This is a genomic window from Sulfurimonas sp. NWX79 (assembly GCF_039667035.1).
Lineage (GTDB): Bacteria > Campylobacterota > Campylobacteria > Campylobacterales > Sulfurimonadaceae > Sulfurimonas > Sulfurimonas indica.
Genome location: NZ_JALCZL010000030.1, coordinates 1 through 22412 on the forward strand (window position 1 = coordinate 1; position 22412 = coordinate 22412).

The 22412-nt window shown below is 37.0% G+C and carries 24 protein-coding genes; 15 read left to right on the top strand and 9 right to left on the bottom strand.

All coding sequences use genetic code 11. The annotated features are described in order from the left end of the window. Positions 1–238 precede the first annotated feature (238 nt). Entirely contained in the window at positions 239–991 is a 753-nt protein-coding gene (gene trpA / locus MNY27_RS09955) for a tryptophan synthase subunit alpha (protein WP_152184886.1), read from the bottom strand. Positions 992–997: 6 nt separating this feature from the next. Further along, the gene (locus MNY27_RS09960) at positions 998–1399 is read right to left on the bottom strand and encodes an Hpt domain-containing protein (protein ID WP_152184885.1); all 402 of its coding nucleotides are present in this window, start codon (positions 1397–1399) and stop codon (positions 998–1000) included. Positions 1400–1452: 53 nt separating this feature from the next. On the opposite strand from MNY27_RS09960, the gene panB reads away from it, so the two are divergent. The 3 genes from panB to MNY27_RS09975 are packed head-to-tail and all read left to right on the top strand — an operon-like array spanning position 1453 to position 4328. Beyond that, positions 1453–2244, top strand: a complete 792-nt coding sequence (gene panB, locus MNY27_RS09965; RefSeq protein ID WP_152184884.1) for a 3-methyl-2-oxobutanoate hydroxymethyltransferase — start codon at positions 1453–1455, stop codon at positions 2242–2244. Positions 2245–2258: 14 nt separating this feature from the next. After that, on the top strand, positions 2259–3272 hold the full coding sequence (ruvB, locus tag MNY27_RS09970; RefSeq protein WP_152184888.1) for a Holliday junction branch migration DNA helicase RuvB: 1014 nt from the start codon (positions 2259–2261) through the stop codon (positions 3270–3272). After that, positions 3273–4328, top strand: coding sequence for an AI-2E family transporter (locus MNY27_RS09975; protein ID WP_152184883.1), 1056 nt, complete (start codon positions 3273–3275; stop codon positions 4326–4328). Here MNY27_RS09975 and MNY27_RS09980 read toward each other — a convergent pair. Then, entirely contained in the window at positions 4325–5209 is an 885-nt protein-coding gene (locus tag MNY27_RS09980) for a lipid A biosynthesis lauroyl acyltransferase (RefSeq protein ID WP_152184882.1), read from the bottom strand. The two genes, MNY27_RS09975 and MNY27_RS09980, sit on opposite strands and share 4 nt — an antisense overlap. After that, positions 5199–6203 (bottom strand): lipopolysaccharide heptosyltransferase I, encoded by a 1005-nt coding sequence (gene waaC / locus MNY27_RS09985; protein ID WP_152184881.1) that lies wholly within the window; start codon positions 6201–6203, stop codon positions 5199–5201. Before waaC ends, MNY27_RS09980 begins: the two co-directional genes overlap by 11 nt. Positions 6204–6275: 72 nt before the next feature. Between waaC and MNY27_RS09990 the strand changes: the two genes are divergently transcribed. The 7 genes from MNY27_RS09990 (at position 6276) to MNY27_RS10020 (ending at position 12406) form a co-directional block, all read left to right on the top strand. Beyond that, entirely contained in the window at positions 6276–7181 is a 906-nt protein-coding gene (locus MNY27_RS09990) for a PDC sensor domain-containing protein (RefSeq protein WP_152184880.1), read from the top strand. Then, positions 7181–7792 (top strand): imidazole glycerol phosphate synthase subunit HisH, encoded by a 612-nt coding sequence (gene hisH, locus MNY27_RS09995; protein ID WP_152184879.1) that lies wholly within the window; start codon positions 7181–7183, stop codon positions 7790–7792. Before MNY27_RS09990 ends, hisH begins: the two co-directional genes overlap by 1 nt. Before the next feature lie 15 nt (positions 7793–7807). Next, on the top strand, positions 7808–8518 hold the full coding sequence (gene hisA / locus MNY27_RS10000) for a 1-(5-phosphoribosyl)-5-[(5-phosphoribosylamino)methylideneamino]imidazole-4-carboxamide isomerase (protein WP_152184878.1): 711 nt from the start codon (positions 7808–7810) through the stop codon (positions 8516–8518). A gap of 68 nt (positions 8519–8586) precedes the next feature. Further along, entirely contained in the window at positions 8587–8961 is a 375-nt protein-coding gene (locus MNY27_RS10005; RefSeq protein WP_152184877.1) for a chemotaxis response regulator CheY, read from the top strand. Further along, a complete protein-coding gene (locus tag MNY27_RS10010) occupies positions 8961–9788 on the top strand; it encodes a 50S ribosomal protein L11 methyltransferase (protein WP_152184876.1) in 828 nt (275 codons plus the stop codon). Before MNY27_RS10005 ends, MNY27_RS10010 begins: the two co-directional genes overlap by 1 nt. 13 nt (positions 9789–9801) lie before the next feature. Then, positions 9802–11784: an ATP-dependent zinc metalloprotease FtsH gene (gene ftsH, locus MNY27_RS10015; RefSeq protein ID WP_152184875.1), complete on the top strand. Its 1983-nt coding sequence runs from the start codon at positions 9802–9804 to the stop codon at positions 11782–11784. Then, complete coding sequence (locus tag MNY27_RS10020) at positions 11774–12406, top strand: phosphatidylserine decarboxylase (protein ID WP_152184874.1); 633 nt, start codon at positions 11774–11776, stop codon at positions 12404–12406. Before ftsH ends, MNY27_RS10020 begins: the two co-directional genes overlap by 11 nt. A gap of 273 nt (positions 12407–12679) precedes the next feature. Here the strand turns inward: MNY27_RS10020 and MNY27_RS10025 are convergent, their stop codons facing one another. After that, on the bottom strand, positions 12680–15031 hold the full coding sequence (locus MNY27_RS10025; protein ID WP_152184873.1) for a tetratricopeptide repeat protein: 2352 nt from the start codon (positions 15029–15031) through the stop codon (positions 12680–12682). A gap of 212 nt (positions 15032–15243) precedes the next feature. Between MNY27_RS10025 and MNY27_RS10030 the strand changes: the two genes are divergently transcribed. Then, positions 15244–16107 (top strand): hypothetical protein, encoded by an 864-nt coding sequence (locus MNY27_RS10030; protein ID WP_152184872.1) that lies wholly within the window; start codon positions 15244–15246, stop codon positions 16105–16107. Positions 16108–16118: 11 nt separating this feature from the next. Beyond that, on the top strand, positions 16119–16565 hold the full coding sequence (locus MNY27_RS10035) for a hypothetical protein (protein ID WP_346392267.1): 447 nt from the start codon (positions 16119–16121) through the stop codon (positions 16563–16565). A 42-nt stretch (positions 16566–16607) separates the two neighbouring features. Here the strand turns inward: MNY27_RS10035 and serS are convergent, their stop codons facing one another. Together serS and MNY27_RS10045 are read right to left on the bottom strand one after the other, a co-directional pair. After that, on the bottom strand, positions 16608–17861 hold the full coding sequence (gene serS / locus MNY27_RS10040; RefSeq protein WP_152183901.1) for a serine--tRNA ligase: 1254 nt from the start codon (positions 17859–17861) through the stop codon (positions 16608–16610). A 16-nt stretch (positions 17862–17877) separates the two neighbouring features. After that, entirely contained in the window at positions 17878–18789 is a 912-nt protein-coding gene (locus MNY27_RS10045) for a methylenetetrahydrofolate reductase (RefSeq protein WP_152183902.1), read from the bottom strand. Between the two features lie 54 nt (positions 18790–18843). Here MNY27_RS10045 and serB point away from each other — a divergent pair, with 54 nt between their 5' ends. The 3 genes from serB (at position 18844) to MNY27_RS10060 (ending at position 20202) form a co-directional block, all read left to right on the top strand. Next, complete coding sequence (serB, locus tag MNY27_RS10050) at positions 18844–19467, top strand: phosphoserine phosphatase SerB (protein WP_152183903.1); 624 nt, start codon at positions 18844–18846, stop codon at positions 19465–19467. Then, complete coding sequence (locus MNY27_RS10055; protein ID WP_152183904.1) at positions 19467–19787, top strand: hypothetical protein; 321 nt, start codon at positions 19467–19469, stop codon at positions 19785–19787. The genes serB and MNY27_RS10055 overlap by 1 nt, the downstream gene beginning before the upstream one ends. Positions 19788–19863: 76 nt before the next feature. Further along, positions 19864–20202, top strand: coding sequence for a cytochrome C (locus tag MNY27_RS10060; protein WP_152183905.1), 339 nt, complete (start codon positions 19864–19866; stop codon positions 20200–20202). Here MNY27_RS10060 and MNY27_RS10065 read toward each other — a convergent pair. Further along, positions 20199–21923 carry an OmpA family protein gene (locus tag MNY27_RS10065; RefSeq protein ID WP_152183906.1) on the bottom strand — a complete coding sequence of 575 codons (1725 nt, stop codon included), beginning with the start codon at positions 21921–21923 and terminating at the stop codon, positions 20199–20201. The genes MNY27_RS10060 and MNY27_RS10065 overlap by 4 nt on opposite strands. A 76-nt stretch (positions 21924–21999) precedes the next feature. Next, complete coding sequence (gene rpsR / locus MNY27_RS10070) at positions 22000–22263, bottom strand: 30S ribosomal protein S18 (RefSeq protein WP_152183907.1); 264 nt, start codon at positions 22261–22263, stop codon at positions 22000–22002. Positions 22264–22412 lie beyond the last annotated feature (149 nt).

The following is a 22412-nucleotide window of genomic DNA, read 5'->3' on the forward strand; positions in this document are numbered from 1 at the left end:
CTCCTTTCAAAAAAGATGAAATGGAGTCTATCAAAAATTAATTTGATTTTTTAAGGTTTGTGTTTAAAAAGTAACTTTTAACTCACTTCCTTTAGTGCCAATTTTAGCAGTTCGTTTGACAATGGATGGAAAATCGATAATTTTGAAGGAGTAACAAAAGTAGGAAAAAACAGATTTTTGATGGTAAGTGATGATAATGACTCACTCTTTCAAAAAACACTTTTAGTGCTTTTTGAAATTACTCGTTGATCAGCTCTTTTATGTTTTTTGCCAACTTCGCACAGTTTGTGATTTTTTGGCTTTTAGAGAGTTGTTCATCTAAAAGAATGTTGATAAAAGCACTCCCGACGATGACACCGTCTGCACCTTTTACTTTTTCTTTTGCAGTTTTTTCATTGACACCAAAACCGACATAGACAGGAGTTTGTGTATATTTCTTGATAGATGCTAAGAATGGTTGCAGGTCTTCAGCTGTACCTGAACCTGTGATACCGGTGTATGCTACCATATAGATAAACTTTTGTGCATCTTTTACTATTGTTGCAATTCTCTCTTCTGAGTCAGTAGGGGCAACAAAAGAGATATTTGTCATCTCATGAGCATCAAAAAGCTCTTTGTAGGCAAGTGATTCTTCATATGGCACATCAGGAATAATCAGTCCATTGACACCAAGACTCTTGGCGTGAGGAATGAGCTCTTGCATATTTTGCTGGTAGAAACTGTTAAAGTAACCCATCCATAATGTATCAACTTTTGGTGCAACTACTTTAGATATTTCAAGAAGGTCTTTAAATTTAAAACCTAACTCTAGTGCCTTATGGTTTGCGTTTTCAATGGCAGGACCATCTGCCACCGGATCAGAAAATGGAACACCGAGTTCAAGTGTGTCTACACCATTTTCACCAAGAGCTAATGCTAAGTCAATGCTAAAGTTTTTATCAGGATATCCTGATGTGATATAGGCTACTAAGTTTTTTGTACTGTTTTTCATTTCTATTTATTGTTCCAAGTCAGGTATTTTAAGTAGAGAGTATTTGATTTTACTAAGTTCATTGTCCATTTTAAAGTCATCTTGCCATGTTGCGAACATATCGCTGATATTTAAGAGCCAGTCAATAGTTTCTTGACTCACTGGAGGTTTTTGTTTTCGTAGAGCTTCAAGCTCATCTTCAACAAAGGCGGCAAGTTTATTCATTGGGACAATTTTGAGATAGGCTGATGCAGATTTAATGTTGTGAAAGACACGGAAGAGCTCATTGGTACTGCGTTCATACATATTTGGTTTTTGCAAATCAATTATCATAACTTCCATGCTCTCTACCATCATAGCGTAGTGGTCTAGAAACTCGTCTACAATTTCAAAATCAAAGTTAGCATCTAAATCACTTCTTATACCCATCAAATACTCCAATTATTGTTCAAATTATAGCAATATTTGGTTAAAATACATCTATGAATAAAAAAATAACAATATCTTCGATTAAAAAAGCTAAGGGAGTAAAGCCTTTAGTGATGATTACAGCCTATGATGCACTCTTTGCAAAGCTCTTTGAAGAGAGTGCCGATATGATTTTGGTAGGAGATAGTCTGAATATGAGCTTTGCAGGTAAAAGCGATACTATCTCAACAAGCTTAGAGCAGATGATATACCACACAAATGCAGTCTGTAATGGTGCCAAAAACAGTTTTGTTATCTGTGATATGCCTTTTGGAACATATACTACAAAAGAAAAAGCGCTTGAAAATGCGACAAGAGTTTTTCAGGAGACTTTGGCAGACTGTGTAAAGATAGAAGGTGGAGCTGACAAAGCTGAGACAATAGAATACCTTACATCTAATGGTATAGCGGTATGCGGGCATATTGGTCTTTTACCACAGTCTGTACGTAGTGAAGGTGGTTATAAGGTAAAAGGTAAGAGTGAAGAAGAAAAAAACTCTTTGATAGCAGATGCAAAAGCAGTTGAGAATGCAGGTGCATTTTGTATGGTCATTGAAGGTACAAAAGCAGATGTAGCAAAAGCTGTTGCTGAAGCTGTATCCATTCCTGTAATTGGTATAGGAGCTGGAAATGAGGTAGATGGACAGGTGCTTGTTTTTTCAGATATGCTTGGACTTTTTGAAGAGTTCACACCAAAGTTTGTAAAAAAATATCTTGATAGTGCATCGCTTGTAAAAGATGCTCTTGCAAAGTATGCTGATGAGGTACAAACAAGAAAATTTCCTACCAAAGAACATACCTATTAATGAGTGAATTATCCATGGATAGAGTTGTAGATATTGAAACTTTTTCATTAGAAGATGCAAGTTCAGAACAGACACTGCGTCCTGATGCCTGGAGTGAGTATATCGGTCAGGATCAGATTAAGAAAAATCTCTCTGTCTTTATAGAAGCAAGTAAAAAGAGAGATGAAGCACTTGACCATGTCCTTTTTTATGGACCTCCTGGACTTGGGAAAACTACACTTGCACTTATCATTGCTAATGAGATGAACTCAAATATTAAAGTAACAGCGGCTCCTATGATAGAAAAGAGTGGGGACTTGGCTGCAATTTTGACGAACTTGGAAGAGGGTGATATCTTGTTTATCGATGAGATTCATAGGCTCTCACCTGCTGTTGAAGAGATACTCTACTCCTCTATGGAGGATTATCGTATTGATATTATCATCGGCAGTGGTCCTGCGGCACAAACAGTAAAGATTGATTTGCCACGATTTACTCTCATTGGTGCAACAACACGTGCCGGTATGCTTTCAAATCCTCTGCGTGACAGATTTGGTATGAGCTTTCGTATGAACTTCTATTCACATGAAGAGCTTGCAGAAATCATCAAGCAGGCATCAGCAAAACTGGAGCGTGAGATCGTTCATGATGCGGCTTTGGAAATTGCAAAACGAAGCAGAGGAACACCTCGTATAGCACTGCGTTTACTTCGTCGTGTAAGGGATTTTGCCGAGGTTGCAGATGAAGAACATATCAATCATGAACGTACAAAATATGCTTTAGATGAGCTTGGTATTAACTCACATGGTTTTGATGAAATGGACCTGCGTCTTCTAAATCTACTGGCAAGCTCAAATGGTCGTCCAATGGGACTGAGTACAATTGCTGCAGCACTGAGTGAGGATGAGGGAACAGTGGAAGATGTACTAGAACCTTACTTAATCGCAAATGGATATTTGGAGAGAACAGCTAAAGGTCGCAAGGCAACACGGGCAACCTATGATGTTCTCAATATGAAATGTGTAAATAATGATGGGACACTTTTTTAGATGAAACCACAATATTTTATAGCTATACTTTTTGCAACATCACTCTATTGGATGTACCTGCTTTATGCTCCATTTTTGATGGTCATAACAATTGCAGCACTTTTGGCGGTCTCTACATCTACTATTCAGGACTATTTTGAAGTAAAATTACACTCAAAATTTTTAGCAGCTTCGCTTTCAAGTCTTTTACTTGCATTGCTCTTTTTCGCACCACTTGGGTATTTTTTGGCTTCACTTACTATATGGCTGAATCATTTAGAACCAGATACCTTGCAGCGTGTGGAAAATTATATCAATGGACTTATAAAAAATCCTCCTGAATATCTACTCTTTTTAAAGCCATATATTTCTGATTCATTTCAAACTATTAATATAAATACTATTACAGCGAATGCTCTGAGTATAGCTGCAAAAATAGGTGCTTTTAGTGCCGGATTTTTAAAAAATGCTTTCTTGGTCGTCGTATTCTACTTTTTTGCTTTGTATAACGGTGAAACTATTATGACCTTTATAAAGCGTACACTACAGATGTCAGTAGAAGAGTCTACGCTTTTGGCCCGTGAGCTTTCATCGGTTATGAGTGTAGTGTTTTATTCTATCATTACCACTGCGATGTTTGAGGGTGCTCTTTTTGGTATAGCAGTCTCTTTTATGGGCTATAACGGGCTATTGTTTGGAATCATGTATGGTTTTACATCTTTGATTCCGGTCGTTGGTGGTGTATTGATGTGGCTACCGTTTATGATCTATGAATTTGCTCTTGGAAATGCAGCAAGTGCTCTCTTTATAGCTCTTTATTCCATTGTTGTTATCTCAATGGTCGCAGATACTTTCATAAAACCACTTATCATTAAATGGATAAACAAAAAACTGCTCAATGAAGATGATACAAAGATGAATGAGTTGGTGATTTTCTTTGCGATTATCGCAGGTCTTACAACTTTTGGATTTTGGGGCATGATACTCGGACCTGCAATTACCGCATTTTTCTTAACGATTTTAAAACTCTTTGAAGCACAAACAAGAGAGTGTGAATCAAAAACAGGTATTGATTAATCTTTATAGATTTCTGGGTTGTCGCCTTTCCATCTGCGATGTAGCCAGAACCAAAATTTTGGTTCTTTTCTGATAATATCGCTTAGCCAATCAGCCTGAGCTTGTGTTGCTTCTAAGATGTCTTTTTGTGGATCATCTGTTTTATTGACTTTTATCTCATCACCTAAGATGATGGTATAGTTCTCTTCATCATCTGTACGAATATGTGCAGGAATGATGGCAGCGTTAAATTTTCTTGCCAAGTAAGCAGGTGTTGCTGTTTGACGTAAAGGTTTTCCCATAAACTCTACCATAACACCCTCTTTTTTATTGATGTTTGTATCTATAAGAATACCACTGGCTTTTCCTTCTTTTACAAGTTTTATAAGTGGTTTGATAACATTGGTTTTTTCAAGATTTGTATTGCCAAATCGTGCTCTTGCTTCTAAAAGCCACTGTTCATAGACTCTGTTTTTAAGTTTTTTATAGACTGCCGCGATTGGCTCAACCTCTATGGAAAGGCCGGCAGCTCCCAACTCCCATGCACAATAGTGTGGTGTTACATAGATGACAGCTCGCCCCTCTGCATGAACTCTATCAATCGCTTCTTTATTAACGATTGTTATTTTTTTACGAATCTCTTCTTTAGAGAGATTTCGTATCTCCATAAGGTATAAAAAGTTGTAAAGCAGATTTTTAAAGCTGTATTTTGTAATGGCTTTTATCTCTGCTTCGCTCATACTGTTATCAAAAGCATAGTTGAGATTTTGGCGTGCGATGTTACGATATTTTTTTGATGTTATATAACCGATAGTTGCCAAAGCACTAAAAAAACCTTTGCGGAAGCTTCTTGGCAGCAGTATTAAAATTTTTTCAAAAAGTAAAAGTAGTTTATATCCCATTATATAGAAGTTCCTTTGCTATATGTATGATTTCTGAGATTTGAATATCTTTAATAGAATGGTCAGTTTTATCAATTTTTAAAATATTTACTTCTGAAGGTGATTTTATACCGATATTTTTAGAGGTCTCTCCTATCATTCGTCTTGTTGTCGGTCCAAGCAGGGTTATTGAGGGAATATTCTGCGCCCATGCCATATGTGTTGGCCCTGTATCATTACCGATAAGCAGATCCATATGTGAGATAAACGAGACCAACTCGTCCAAAGTGAGCTTTGGTGCCATCTTCGCATATTTTGAATGTTCACAAATCCATCTTGCATCTTCATACTCTTTTTGATTGCCCCAGATGATGTAAGACTCTTCTTGTAAGTGATTGCAAATATCTGCAATCTTTTCTTTTGGGTATATTTTAGACGGCCATGAAGCACCAATAACAAAAGCGATGTTCTTTTTCTCTTTCTGCAGTGAAAAATTTGTTGTAATACTGAATATAGGCTCTTTTTTTTCTAGCATATTTTGTGTAATTGAGATATTAAGAGCATCTGCAACAACTTTGGCATTGCGTGAGATGACATTTTCTTCGTAAGCAATAGCAGTGTTTGTCTTATAAAAGAATGATGCCAAGGATTCCCGTGTTGAGTTTTTGTCAAATCCATGCGTATTTTTTCCAAGAATCCTAGCAACAATGGCTGACTTGATAAGTCCCTGCATATCGATGACAATATCAAAGTGAGCTATGGCTTTTAGTTTTTTATACTCTTCTTTTAAAAGCCAAAAGCTTTTTTCTTTTTTAAATTTTTTGAGATTGACCGTATGGACAGTGTCTAGATATTTTGCATTTTGTAAAACTGCACTAAAGGCTTCCTCAACTATCCATGTTACTGTTGCGTGAGGATAGTTTTGTCTGATAAACTGTAAAACTACAGCACTGTTTACAATGTCGCCAAGTGCTGAGAGCCTAACGATGGCAATTTTTTTAATATCTTGATTCATTAATGACATTATAGTCAATCTTTGATATAATTCAAACAACCAAAAATGAAATAAAAGGGAGGCAGAGATATTATGGTTGCATTAGATATTCAGCATTTTGCCGAAGGTAGAACAAAAGCAAGAGCTTATTTTTGCTATCTCTTTTCTAAAAATATTCCAAACAGACTGCCATCAATCACTCGTGAGATGATTATGCCACGTCTGTTGAAAATCAAAGCAGACTTGGAAAATTGTGAGGGTGTATATCTTCTTGATGAAAAAGGTGTGCAGGTAAGTCCCACTTTTACCCCAAAGGGACAGATTGATGATGATATTGGAAAGATAAGAGCAGACCGTGCATACTATTACAGAGCTGTAAGAGAAGAACGTTGTACGATTACTGATCCTTATCCATCTCTCATTACCGGAGATTTGACAGTTACTGCTTCAGCGCCTATTTTCAATGAAAATGGAGAGTTGAAGTATGTAGCATGTTTGGATGTACCACTTGAAGAGGCGATTAAAATTGCGCATCCAACAACAATGGACCATATCTTCAGTGAGTTTTTCAAATTTGCTTATGGGGCTTTTGCGTTTGCACTTATTGCTGTGGCAATATTGCTCTTTTTTAAAGGGATTCAGAGCTTTTTTGTTTATGAGATAACGCCTGATAAGTTTAAAATCAAAGATATGTTTGAGGCAACTATTCTTTTAACACTTTCTCTGGCCATATTTGACCTCTCCAAAACACTTATAGAAGAGGAGATACTTGGACGGCATAAAGAACATAATGTTTCAGGACCGCATAAAACGATGGTCCGATTTTTAGGGAGTATTATTATCGCTCTCTCGATTGAAGCTTTGATGCTTGTGTTTAAATTTGCGATAATTGATCCGGACAAACTGATATATGCGATGTATATTGTTGCAGGTGTTGCGATGCTTTTGATAAGTTTAGCGGTATATATAAAATTTACAAAATTGAAAATAGATGAATAATGATAGCAATAATTGATTATAACATGGGAAATTTGGCATCTGTGCAAAATGCATTTGCCAAACTTGGAAAAGATACAGTAGTTGAGAGCAACCCGGAGAAGTTCAGTAGTTACGATAAATTAGTACTGCCAGGTGTTGGTGCATTTGGCGATGCGATGGAACATTTGCGTGAGATGCAGATGATAGAAGCGATTAAAGAGTTTGCCGCAAGTGGAAAACCTATGCTTGGTATCTGTTTGGGAATGCAGCTTCTTTTTGAAAGCTCTGAGGAGTTTGGCTTTTACACAGGACTTGGACTTATCAAAGGGAACGTAACACATTTTGATGTCAGTAAATTTGAAGAAAAACTCAAAGTACCACATATGGGATGGAATAGAATGTTTACAAAAGAGCATCCTCTTTTTGTAGGTCTTGATGATGAACATTACCTCTATTTTGTCCATACATACCATGTAAACTGTGCAGATGAAAATGACATCATAGGTGAGACATATTATGGATATAAATTCACCTCTGCGGTAGCACATGAAAACATTATGGGAATTCAGCCACACCCTGAAAAAAGTCATAAAAACGGGCTCAAAATTTTAGAAAATTTTATTAATTTATAAAGGAAAACTATTTCAATGACACTATATCCGGCAATTGATTTAAAAGATGGAAAAGCAGTACGCCTGACAAAAGGGCTTATGGAGAGTGCCAAGATCTACTCAAATGAGCCGTATGAGCTTGTGAGAAAGTTTGAAGAGATGGGTGCTGAGTGGGTGCACTTGGTTGATTTAAACGGTGCATTTGCAGGTGAACCAAAAAACCTTGAACAGATTGTAAAAATTAGAGAAAACTGCAATGTAAAGCTTGAACTTGGTGGTGGCATTCGTGATGAAGCAACAATTAAGAAGATGCTTGAAATTGGAATAGATAGAATTATTTTAGGTTCCATTGCAGTTAAAGATCCGCAATTTGTCAAGGATATGGCTGCAAAATACCCAATAGCAGTTGGTATTGATGCTATTAATGGTTATGTTGCCGTTGAAGGTTGGGGTGAAGTGAGTGAAATGAAAGCTACGGATCTGGCACGTGAATTTGCAAATGCAGGTGTTGAAGCTATCATCTGTACAGATGTTGGGCGTGATGGCACACTCTCTGGCGTGAACGTTGATTTTACACTTGATATTGCGCGTGCGAGCAAAGTGGCTACAATTGCCAGTGGTGGCGTAAAAGATGAAGAGGATATCAAAGCACTCATAGAGACAAATGAGATAGAGGGTGTTATCATTGGGAAAGCTTACTATGAGGGGACATTAGACCTTCCTAAAATGTTTAAACTGCTCGCTTAATAGTAAAACAAACAAAAATTCGATATTATTAGATAAATAAATTTGCAAATTATAAAAAAGGATTTCAATTGAAATTACTTGTTGTTGATGACAGCTCTACAATGCGCCGTATTATTAAAAATACTTTGGCTCGTCTTGGTTACAAGGATGTACTTGAGGGTGCCGATGGAGTAGAAGGTTGGTCACAGTTGGATGCAAATCCAGATGTAGAGATGTTGATTACAGACTGGAATATGCCGGAAATGAACGGCTTGGAGCTTGTAAAAAAAGTACGTGCAGATGAGCGTTTTACGGATCTGCCTATTATTATGGTAACCACAGAGGGTGGTAAAGCTGAAGTTATTACAGCACTAAAAGCTGGTGTTAACAATTATATTGTAAAACCATTTACTCCTCAAGTATTGAAAGAAAAACTTGCTGCTGTTATGGGTGTTGCGGAGTAATGCAAGAGCATTATTTCGAACTCCTTGTCAAAGTTTCTTCCCATTATTCTCTTTTTTCCGATTTTTTAGCAGATACACTTCCTATTGGTTTTGAAGAGACTGATGAGGGTTTTATAATTCGTAGCGAAGATGAACTTGATACTATCATTTGGGGTTTGGAGCAGTTTAGAGAAGCACTGCAAAAAGCACTGGGGAGTACAATAGAACTTGAGTGTGAGCAAAAAAAGCTCAAAAACAGTGACTGGGTTGAATCCTATAAGCAAAGTATTGAGCCCCTTAAAATCGGTAAGTTTTATATTCATCCTACTTGGAGTGAGCCAAGTGATGCGCTGATAAATATTGTTATTGACCCAGCACTTGCATTTGGTACCGGACACCATCCTACAACTGCTTCATCTTTACTGGCAATTTCCAACTATGTAAAGTCAGGTGATAAAGTATTAGATGTTGGCTGTGGAAGCGGTATTCTTGGTATTGGAGCAATGAAACTCGGTGCTACTGTTGATGCTTGTGATACTGATCCGATCTCAGTAGAGAATACAAAAGCTAATGCTGCATTGAATGGTTTGGAGTTTCATACGCTTTGGGAAGGCTCATGTTCATTTACAAAGAAAAAATATAATATCGTTGTAGCAAACATTGTTGCCGATGTATTGACGTTTATAGCAAACGAGCTTAAAAATGGACTCGAAGATAATGGTGTGCTTATTTTATCTGGTATCCTTGATAAGTATGAAGATAAAGTGTTAAATTATTACAAAGATTGTGAAATCTTAGAAAAAATAGCTCAGGACGAGTGGATAACTTTAGTACTAAAAAGAAAATAATAAAGAGAGATAGATGTCAAATCAAGAAAATAATAATAACAATAACAATAACTTTTTCAACCAAAATCCTCTGATCACATTTGCAATTTTTTCAGTAGTTGTGATTTTACTATTTAAGGTAATTGTTGGTGAAGGTGCAGGAGGCTCTGCCTCTGCAATGAGTGCAAATGCTAGAGTTCAGCCTGTAAGTTACTCAGAGTTAAAATCTTTGGTAAAAGAGAAGAGTCTAAAAAAAGTAGAGATTGGACAGACTTTTATTCGTGCGATATCAAAAGATGGAAATAAAATATATACAACACGAATCGTTAAAGGTGATAACGAACTTGTTAAGCTGTTGGATCAAGAGGGAATCGAGTATACAGGATTTTCTGAGACGAACTGGTTTACAGAGATGTTTGGATGGCTTTTTCCATTTTTGCTTATCATCGGTATATGGATGTTCTTTGCCGGACGTATGCAAAAAAGCATGGGTGGCGGTCTTCTTGGTATGGGTAACTCAAAAAAGCTTATCAGCTCTGAAAAACCAAATACAAAGTTTGATGATGTTGCAGGTGTTGAAGAGGCAAAAGAGGAAGTCCAAGAGATTGTTGACTTCTTAAAATACCCTGGCCGTTATGTTGAGATCGGTGCAAAGATTCCTAAAGGAGTACTCCTTGTTGGATCTCCTGGTACAGGTAAGACACTTCTGGCAAAGGCAGTAGCTGGTGAAGCAGATGTACCATTTTTCTCTGTAAGCGGTTCTAGCTTTATAGAGATGTTCGTTGGTGTTGGTGCTGCACGTGTAAGGGACTTGTTTGAGCAGGCAAAAAAGGATGCACCTTCTATCATCTTTATTGATGAGATTGATGCTATAGGTAAGAGTCGTGCTGCTGGTGGTGTTATGGGTGGTAACGATGAACGTGAACAGACACTTAATCAACTTCTTGCAGAGATGGATGGATTTGGTACAGATACACCGGTTATTATTTTGGCTGCAACTAATAGACCGGAGATACTTGATACTGCACTACTTCGTCCTGGACGTTTTGACAGACAGGTTCTTGTTGACAAACCGGATTTTGAAGGTCGTGTGAAAATTCTTAAAGTGCATATGAAAAGTGTAAAAATGGATGACGATGTTGATGTTGAAGAGATTGCACGTCTTACTGCTGGTCTTGCTGGTGCAGATTTAGCAAATATTGTTAATGAAGCAGCACTGCTAGCGGGTCGAAAAAGTCAAAAGACTGTTAAGCAGCAGGATATCTTTGAAGCAGTTGAGAGGGCACTTGCAGGACTTTCAAAAAAATCACGCCGTATTAATCCAAAAGAGAAAAAAATCGTTGCATACCATGAGAGTGGACATGCACTTCTTGCTGAAACTACTGAAGGTGCTAAAAAAGTTTCTAAGGTTTCCATTGTTCCACGTGGTCTTGCAGCACTTGGATATACGCTTAATAAGCCAGAAGAAGATAGGTTTATGATGCAAAAACATGAGTTATTGGCTGAGGTTGATGTACTTCTTGGTGGTCGTGCAGCCGAACAAGTTTTCATCGGTGAGATATCAACTGGTGCAGGAAATGATTTAGAACGTGCAACTGAGATCATCAAATCAATGGTACAGACTTATGGTATGAGTGATATTGCAGGTCTAATGGTGCTGGAAAAATCGCGTCAATCTTTCTTAGGTGGACCTGCACAGGCTGCTACACGTGAGTATAGCGATAAAATGGCTCAAGAGATGGATGAATTTATCAAAAAATCTCTCGATGAACATTACAAGTCAGTAGTAGAACGTCTTGAAGAGTATAGAGATGCTATAGAAGAGATGGTGGCACTCCTTTATGAAAAAGAGAATATTACAGGTGAAGAGGTTCGTAATATTATCTTGAAGTTTGAAAAAGAAAATGGATTGGAATCAAAAGTTATCCAAGATACAGAGAGTATAGAAGATGAGCTCAGAGAGGATGCGACAATGAGTAAAACTTCTAAAGATAGTGAGCAAAGAGATGAGAAATAATCTTTTTATAATTGCAAAGAGTGGCTGGCGCTATATAGGGTATGCTGCGTCAGCTTTTTTACTCTTCTCTATCATAGATTTGGAATTTTTTGCATTTCTTTCTTTTGTAGTAATGCTTATTTTTGTATATGTTTATAGAAATCCTGAACGCCAGATGCCTTTTTATCAGCAGAACAGTTTTATCGCACCTGCTGACGGTGTCGTAACAGCGATAGAAGAGTTAGAAGACTCAGAATATGCATACAAGATAGAGATAGAATCATCCTATTTTGATGTAGGGGTACTGCGTGTACCTATGAATGCACAAGTAGCATCTATCAACATTGTCAGAGGCAGCAGAGTAGGTAAGAACTCAAAGCTTTTTTCTCTTTTAAATGAGTATGCGGAACTACTCTTTGTCGATAATGAGAATAATAGTGTAAATATTGTCCATAGAGAAAAGCAAGGTTTTGCTCCGATTGATATTGATCTTGTAAAAGGGCAGGAACTTATGCAGGGTGCACGTTATGGTGTTATGGTAAATGGCGTAACCTCAATCTATCTCAAATCAAACTTTCGTCTCAATATCAGCGTTGGACAAGAACTAAGAGCTTCTGAAACACTTATAGGTTATTTTTCTTAATATTAGACTTCTTGTAAAACTCCTATATGTCTCAACATATTATAGAGAGTTTTAATCAAGGCAGATGTTCTCAAGCGTAGCCAAAGCTACGGTTGGGGTTATCTAACGCAGAGTAAAGCTCTCTATAATATGCCCATAGGGAGAGCTAAGAAGCAGCAACCTTGCACAAAAAAATATTTTCACTTTAGCTATAGCTAGGCTGAAAAATTTGTTTTGCACAATCTTACCACTTCTTAGCTCTTTGAGACTTATAGGAGTTTAGCAAGAAGTCTATTACTTCTTTTGCGGATGCTGCTTAAAGAAGAGCAGCTTCTGTGTATCTATTTCAAATTCAAAATATTGAGACTTAAATCCATCATCTTGAATGCGTGAGAGCTGAATGACCGCTCCATCATTGTTATTGATTTCCATATAAAGCAGTGCTAAAGCATATCTGCTCTCATAGAAATTACTCTCTTTCATTTTGGCAAGTTCTAAAAGTGCTATGGCATTTGCATGATGTCCGGCTGCTGTTGAAGCGACAGCTCCAAGGTAAAGTGTATAGGCATCCCTGACTTTAAGTTCATCTATAAGATGGTTATAGAGTGTGTAAGATTTTTCAAACTGTTTATCATAAAAGTAGACCAATGCCAAAGCACTCTCTATATCACGAGTGTCTTGATTAGTTGTTTCTAAAACCTCCTGTAGCTGTTTTGCTAAAAAGTAGAGTCTTCCACTGATAAGATTGGCTTGGATAAAGAGGTATCTTGTAATATAGGGACCATAATAGAGGTCATCATAGGTAAAAGAGTGTTCCTTGAGATATTGTAGGGTCTTTTTTGCATACTCTGATGTTTTTAGCTTACTAAAATGAGTATCCATATAGATGATATTTGGCAGAATATCATTTGGTTGTATCATTAGCAGCTTCGTAACAGAATCTTTGGCTTTGTTCATCTTTGACAGCTTTGTAGCTATCAGAACATCCAAAACAAGATAGAGAGGACGCTGTTTGTACTCTTTATCGAGCCACTCAATAGCAGAGATATAATCTCCATCACTGAGTGATAAAAGTGTCTTATAGAGGTCAACCTCTTCACTCTCCTCTTCAAGTGCGATAGAGTCTTTGATGAGTGATTTTAACTTATAGTAGTCTTTGTTAATGAGTTGGGCTGTCATAACAGCGTAAATACCCGAGAGGTAGTTTTTTGCATCAAGGTAGTATGAGCGTAAAAAATGCTCATGTGCTTTTTGGAGATTCCCCATTTGTGCATAGGTCAGGGCAAGGTCATATTGAAGGATTGAGTGTTTTGGTTGAATTTTAACGAGTTTTCGTAGATCTTCATTTGCTTTTCTGATTTTAAAAGAGAGAGCTTCTTTGATAGCTTGTACTATTCCAAGGTTTACTGATGAGGTCGAAGAACTTTTTTGAAGATACTCTTTTGCACTATTGACATTGTCAATGTAGATATTGGCATTGCCTTTTCTTATATAGCTGATAGTCTGGTTGGCATTAAAAACTTTATAGGGTGAGAAGTAAAAGATTTTTTGATACATAATGTTTTTTGAGTTTAGAATTTTTTTTCTATACTCTTGTTGTGCCTCTTGAGGATTAAAAAGAGACTCTTTGAGTTTTACTCTGATAGGATAATATTTATAGACCTCTTGAGGATATTTTTCAGTTACTGCTTTTATCTCTTTTGCTGCTTTTGCAATATGACCTGCTTTTAGATCAATAAGTCCAAGAGCCAAAGGGGCACGAATTGGTTGTTTCTCCTTGGATATCGTCATTTCAAGATGTGTTGCAGCAAGGGAATAATCACCGATTCTTGCATAAAGGAGTGCTTTTGAAAAGTCTTCTGATTCATCCCTGCTTTTCTCCATTGCATCCAAAGCATCGTAGTTGTTCTTATACAGAGCATTGATTTTTGCACTGAGGTGATTTTGTACCGTTGCATATTCATTGGATGTCGCGTTTTTGAGAGAATTGAGTGCTGCAAGATAGTTTTTGTTATAGTAGCTAATCAAAGTGTAATAATAGGAATAGAGTGGTGAATCAATTTCATAAGGAAGATAGGCATAAGCTAAATCTATGTAGTATTTAAAACTCTCTTTATCTTTAAGGTATAGTGAACATACTGCAGCATTTATAGCACTTACACATCGTTTTTCATCATTTGCAATGGCTTTTTGAAAAGTCTGAAGAGCTTTTTTATACTGTGCATCCTTTAGCTCTGCAACACCAAGATTGTATAAGGATATGGCTTCACTGTAAGAAGCGATCTGCTCATAGAGAGCAAGTGCTTTTTCTTTTGAACCGCTTGCATAGAGATAGTTTGCATTGGCTATCATATTTTCAAGCTTGCTTGGTTCTATACGAGGTTTTTGCTTACTTTCTTGGATTTTTTGGTCTAGAAAGTTTATATTGATGTGAGATTGCTCTTGTTTGGATGCTTTAAGGACCAAAAGAACAATGGTAATAGCAATTATAAGGACAATGATAAGGGCAATACCGCCAAAGAGAATAATTTTTTTGCGTTTTGCCTCTTCTTCCTCTGCGAAAGATAGAGATTGCTCTGTATCACTGTCATATAAAGCAGCATCACTATCTTCTATAATTATTATCTCTTCTGGAGTATCGGCCATAGAGTCCCTTAGCTATTTATTGTGTACTGCTTTCAAGCAATAAAAGTACCATTAATTATATCTAATTTAATTATTTTCTAGTAGCTGTATGGATTGCAATATTAAAGAAATGTATTAATTTTGATAGATGTGTTTGTTTTATTATAAAAAGTGATAGAGTATTACTATAGCCTTATTTGAGATGTCATAAAGACAGATGAATTGAGGTTACTATGAAAGAAATTATTGCCATATATAAAAAGCATTATAGCGTTATTGAAAACTCGCTTACATCCATTGTCGAGAGTATTGATTGTTCGGAGTATTCTACACTTGTAGAAAAGTCACTCTTTACTCTTTATCCTGCACTAAAAGCCACGTATAAAATAAATAAAAATCTCAAACAGATTACACCGTTGTATACGCAAGGAAATAGTGACAGTAGTTATCTGGGAACGGAAAAAGCGCACCTGTTGGAGCGTATACAATTTCGAGATGATAATCTTTATATATCAAATGTATATGTAAATTCTCGTAGTGGAACACCCTACATTACAGCGGTTGTTCAAAGAGATGATGAATATGTTGTATTTGACTTTGAACTCTACACGCTCTTAAAAGATCTTTCACTCATTGAAGGGCATGAATATTTCAGTAAGTTTACACGTTATTTTTATACTGTCTTTGGTTTTTTTCTTGCAGTTTTTTCAGCGGCATTGATAGCCTATGCTGTTGTTACTACCTTTAACCTTGTAGTTGATACAGAGAGGGATATTATAGAAGGATTGTTTCATTCTATTATTGCACTTACTTTAGCTTTGGCAATTTTTGATTTGTCAAAAACGATTTTAGAACATGAAGTATTTTATAAAAGTTTGAGTCGTGCCAATAATTTGGAAAACAGATTATTGGCACGTTTTTTAACTTCCATAATAATTGCCCTTTCTATAGAGTCTCTTATGGTTGTTTTTAAAATAGCGTTAAATGATTATGCAGAGATGGTCTATGCACTCTATCTCATCATAGGGGTTGGTATTATGATAGCATCGCTTTCACTGCTCATTTTTGTGATGCGATACAGTGGTAAAAGAGAATAAAAGGAGATATTATGATACATCACTATTCTATAGCAGTTGCAAATACAAAAGAGGTCGCTGGAGTTCTTAATGAGATTTTTCAAGGGCATGTAACAAAATTTAGACCACGAGAGAACTCCTACATGGTATGGTTTGATGATGCATATGGGAGTGCGATTGAACTCTATCCGCTAAAAACAGAGATGCTACCTGGTGAGAATGAACAAGCAGCACAATTTGTCTCAAATGAGGAAGCTTCTGGATACAGTGCGACACATGCCGCTATCTCTGTTGCATTAGATAAGAAGAGTATTTTTCAACTTGCTAGATCTTTGGGTTGGAGAGCTGTTGAATTACCACGAGGACATTTTAATGTTATAGAGCTTTGGCTTGAAAACAGAGTGATGATAGAACTGCTTACACCGGAGATGGCAGCTGACTACCTCAGAGCTTTTGCCAAAGAGAAAGAGGGAGTTTAATATATCCTCCCTTTCATATTTGAGTGTTTTGTACCATTTATGTTATTGTATACCTAGATATGGATGCAGAGCTTTAGGAATACTAATCGTTCCATCTTCATTTTGAAAATTCTCCATAATAGCGACCATCGTACGACCAACTGCCAGGCTTGAACCGTTAAGTGTATGAACAAGCGTGTTTTTTTTGCCATCCTTGTAGCGGATTTTTGCACGACGTGCTTGGAAGTCTCTTGTATTACTTACAGAAGAGATTTCACGGTATCTGTTTTGTCCTGGGAGCCATACTTCCAAGTCAACTGTTTTTGCAGCTGAGAAGCCTAGATCACCTGTACATAAAGTAACTAAACGGTGAGGAAGTTCAAGAGCTGTGAGTAGATCCGAAGCACATGCTACCATCTCATCAAAGACTCTGTCACTCTCCTCAGGTTTAGTGATACTTACAAGTTCAACTTTATGGAACTGGTGCTGGCGAATCATACCGCGAGTATCACGACCTGCTGCACCTGCCTCTTTTCTAAAGCATGAAGTATAGGCTGTCATCTTATGTGGAAGTTCATTTTCTGTCAAGATTTCATCTTGGTAGAGGTTTGTAACGGGAACTTCGGCAGTTGGGATTAAAAACATCTCTTGAGATTCTATTTTGTATAAGTCATCTTCAAACTTTGGAAGTTGTCCTGTTCCTTCTAGGGCACGTCTATTTACAAGTGCAGGAACACTTACCTCGTCAAATCCACGTTCACGGTTAAAGTCAAGCATGAAGTTAATCAGTGCACGCTCTAATCGTGCACCCATACCAAAGGCAACAGAGAATCTTGAAGTCGCAAGTTTTACACCACGTTCAAAATCTATCCAACCGTTTTGTTCTGCAAGTTCCCAGTGCTCTTTTGGTGTAAAGGTAAACTTAGGAGGAGTGAGCACTTTTTTAATCTCGATATTATCCTCTTCGTCCTCGCCGTCTGGTACATCATCATCTGGAATATTTGGAATTGCCATTGTAAGTGTTTCTAATTCTTCTTGGCGTAAACGTTGAATCTCTAACGCATCTGCAATACGGATTTTGTTTTCATCCACTTTTGCTTTAAGTTCTGAGATGTCTTTACCTTCGCGTTTGTAGATACCAAACTCTTTGCTCATAGCATTTTGTGCAGCTTGCAGTGTTTCATAAGCCGCTTTTGCCTCTTTGAGCTCCTCAAACTTGATTTTTACTTTTTCTAAGAGTTTTTCATCAACGCCTTTACGCTTTAACTTTACGCTAATACCGTCAAAATCTTTTTGTAGTTGTTTTAAATCTATCATACTTTTCCTCTTGTGTTTAAACTAATATCTCTTTGGCAATACTAAATTGGTTTGCTGTCATTAGGTGAATTTTTGGATGGAGAGCTTTTAGATCATCAAAGAGCTTTTTACTGAGCTCAAAACCTACTTTGTACTCCTCTTCAACCCCTTTTGCGTGAGCCTCACGCAACTTGTCAAGCCAGCATGGTGGGACATTTATTCCCGGCACATGCGATGATAAGAACTGTGCCGTACGGAGTTTTGTAATAGGAAACACACCTAAAATCAACTCTGCACTTTTATTTTCAGAGCAACACTCTTTGTTTGCCTGCTCTTTTAACTCTAAAAGTTGTTTTGCATTTTCAATGTCATAGACCGGTTGTGTGATGATGCCTATGGCACCGTGTTTTATCTTCTTTTGCATCTTTTTTTGCAATGTTTTTTGGTTTTTTGCATAGGAGTTTACAACTGCAAAAGGGTAGATATGCTTTGGTCTCTCATTAAAAGGTTTTGCTGCATAGTCCATACCTGCGTTAAATGCGGAGATAATGTCTAACAAAAGTGTAGAGTCTGCTTCAAAAACACCTTTTGCATTGGGTTGGTCTGAGATGTTTGCCGGGTCTCCTGTGAGTGCAAGGATTGCCCGTACATCGAACTCGTTTGCACCAAGCAGGTCTGATTGTAGTGCTATTTTGTTTCTATCTCGCATGCTCATTGTCGCAATTACTGGTTTGTTAAAGCGCTCTTGCAGCAGTCTCGCACCAAAAAGAGCATTGAATTTCAGTTTTGCAAGCGGATTGTCCGTTGTTGAGAAACCATCGACCATCTCATGCAAACCAAGTGCTTCTATCTTGTCAATAACCGGTGTAAACTTTGCGGAATGGCCGGGTGTCGTTTCAAGTGTAATATAAGTATCGTTTTTTAATTTATTTATGAGTGCATCAAACAAAAAAAGTCCTATTTCGCTATAATTTCGCAATTATAACAAATAAGAAGGTATTTAATGCTAAAACTTGCAGTATTTGACTTTGATTCTACACTGATGGATGGTGAGACCATAGACTTTTTTGCTGAGGAATTGGGAATAGGTGATGAGGTAGCCCGTATTACAGAAGAGGCGATGAGCGGGAGACTTGATTTTTTTGAATCTTTGCAGCAAAGAGTAGGACTGCTCAAAGGGCTTGATTTTAAAGTTGTTAAAAAGATATCTCATAATCTACCATATATGTCAGGTGCACGTGAGACGATAGCAGAGTTGAAAAGTCGTGGTATCAAGGTAGTCTGTTTTTCAGGTGGATTTAGAACGGCAACATCTTATGCTAAAGATATCTTGGGTTATGATGCAGATTTTTCAAATGTACTGCATGAAAAAGATGGAAAATTGACAGGACTTGTGGGAGGAGATATGATGTTTAACTTCTCAAAGGGTGATATGTTGGTACGTCTGCAGTCGGTTTTAGGTGTGCGTGAAGAAGAGACACTTGTTTGTGGTGATGGTGCAAATGACCTTTCAATGTTTGCTCACGCAGGTACTCGTGTGGCATTTTGCGCAAGAAAGATATTAGAAAAAGAGGCAAATATAATTATCAAAGAAAAAGACCTCTCACTCATTTTAAAGGAGATTTAGTGTTAGAAAATACAGTCTGGAGACAGTATCATAATGAAAATAATTTTAGAGACAAAATAGCAGAATTTTGTAAGTTGGAGAGTATAGATCTGATTGAAGATGACAAACTGCTTTACTCTGTTCTCAAGTCAAAACTGACAAAAAAAGAGCTCAAACTTTTTGCAATGGATTGTGCAAATGTGAGTGATGAAGAGCTAAAAAATGAGTTTTCTTATGATGATGAAGCGTTACAAAAGGCAAAGTTCAAGCTTTATAAAAAACTCAAGCAGGATAAAACACGTCTGGATTTCAGAGAGACAAGTGCAACTGAAATCGAATAACTGATTATAAGATTAATCTATAATTTATCAAGATATGAGTAAGATATCATAGCATAAAACTAAGGAAAATTATATTATGAAAAAAATGACTTCACTTTTACTTGCAGCTCTCTTTGCAGGCTCTCTTTTTACAACTGCAGCTATGGCTGATGCATCCAAAGGTCAAAGATTTTATCTCAAAAAACTCAAAATCTGTAAAAAAGATGGTCTGAAAAATGGTGCTGTTTTTGCAATCAAGCATGATCGTCGCGGTTGGCAATCTTTGAAAGAAGATGGAAAGTTACAACAAGAGTGGATAAAAATCTGTCCACACGGTGAGAAGAAAATCAAAAAGATGAGAGAAAAAGATATCAAAAATCTTTATGACTTTGTATGGAAATACGCATCAGACGGAGAGACACCTACTTGTGGTTAATTCAGTAACACTTTTAGTGTTACTCTTCTAGACCTTTTTTTATTTTCTATCCCATTTTGCATAACAGTTTTTGAAAAACTGTAAGCACTTCCTCTTAGGATTTTACTCAACCATTTTTGTTTTCTTGCATCTTGTGTTGTAAATATCTCACGCAGGACTGAAAAAGAGCGTTTCATAGAGAGGTCTTCATTCTTAAGATAACGATTCTCAAAGTTTACATTTTTCCATTCACTTGAAGTATGCCCATTGATTTGAAGAGTACTGACAAGGTCCTTATTTGCATATAGAAAACTTCCAAGTTTTTTCGCTATTTGTGATAGAAATCTCTTTTGTTCTTGCGTGAGCTTATACGCACCGACTTTGAAGTAGAGTGCTTTGTCACTAAACTCTATGGTTAAATCCTCTTGAATTGTGAGTTGTCCGTTTTTTATCTCTTTTGCAAAGAGTTTGCAAAGTGCATCATAAAAATTTCCGGCTTTTGTAGAGACCTGTGCGATTGTCGCATCATGATTGAGCTTTAATATCCACATATTTCCCTCTTGGGAATAGTCATCGGTATGAATGCCCGCAACTGCGACTTGGGAGTTGTGAAGAATATCAAGTGCATAAAAGATATCAAAATTATCTCCACCATAATGCTCTTGTTTGAGCATGGAGAGGTCCGAGTCTAAAAGCATAGCAAGACCGTCAGTATTATACTTGTCTTTGACATAACCGACACCCATCAGCATACCGTTTGAGAACTCTTTTATATCTAAGAGTCCGGAAGGATAGGTTGTACTTATCTCTTTATCTGCAAGGATGTTATTGTAAAGGTCAAACTTTACAAGTCGGATATGCTCTTTTTGGACTTGATTGTACTGAATAAGAGTAACGACAAAAGAGTTATCACGTAGACGAATGATTTTTTTGGGAATAACCAGATTTTCATTATGAGAGTTTTTGATAAACTGGTTGAGCCAGATTCTATTTCCATTCTCTGTCAGACGCATAAAAGTCACTTCTCTTTGTCTTTGCGATGCCATCGTACTTACTACTAGTAAAGAGCCATCCTGTGCTTCAACAGCATCTATACCGTTGTCATCAAAACGAGTACCATACTTTTTACTCCAAAGTATATGACCATCTTTTGAAAATCGTGTAATGAAGATATCATTATTGCCAAGACCGGTTTGAAACATATTGTCCGTTGTTGCACGTGAGGTAAAGGAAGAGCCAACGGCAAGTACACCGCCGTCACTTAAAAGGATAAGACTACTCATTCTGTCATAGTTTTTGGTACCAAAGATTTTACTATAGAGGATGTTGGCATTTGCATCAAGTTTGGCGACTAAAAGGGAGCCATCCATTGTATATCCACCGATAAAGTAACCATTTGTAGGTGTTTTTACAACTGCTACTGCTTTGTTGAAACGGCTTAGTTTTGCCGCTTTTTGTAAGATTATCTTTGCCTGATTGTCAACCTTGACAAGACTCATTTGTGCGCCATATTTGTTTGAGACACTTGCTAGATAGTCAAATGCATTCGTGTATGCTTTAGATGGATTGGCATTTTGTTTAAACTCATTGGAAAATCCGACGGCAGTGATTGTTCTGTCATGATCTTCGGTTATATCAAAAAGTGCTGCGTTAAATGGTTTGTGAACGATTACAGAGAAGTCTGTTGTTGTCTTTGCAAAAGAGAGTGTAAAAAGGGTGAAAAAGAGTAGGAGTAGTTTCATATTATTGCTTTTTTAAAACATTTAAAGCAATAAATATTCCTAATTTATAAGTGGTGCCAAGGCACCGAAGAAAACCTTATTTTAGGTTTTCAAAAGGTGCTGTTACAACTTTTTTACGAGTTACAACGTATGGTACGAACGCTGCTGCACGAGCACGTTTGATTACAGTAGAGATCATGTCTTGGTGACGTTTACAGTTACCTGTTAAACGACGTGGCATGATTTTATATCTCTCTGAAAGTGAAAAACGTAGGTTTGCTACATCTTTATAATCCATGAAGTCAACTTTAGCTTCACAATATTTACAGTATCTTTTTTTGTATTTTCTTTTTTCTGACATGTTATTACCTTTTGTATCTATTTTTTTCTAAAATGGAATTTCATCTTCATCAATGTCAATCACAGGTACATCAGCTGGGCTTGGCATTTGACGGCTTTGCTCCTGTGCTGGTGATGCGTATGACGACTGCTGCTGTTGTTGCGGTGCAG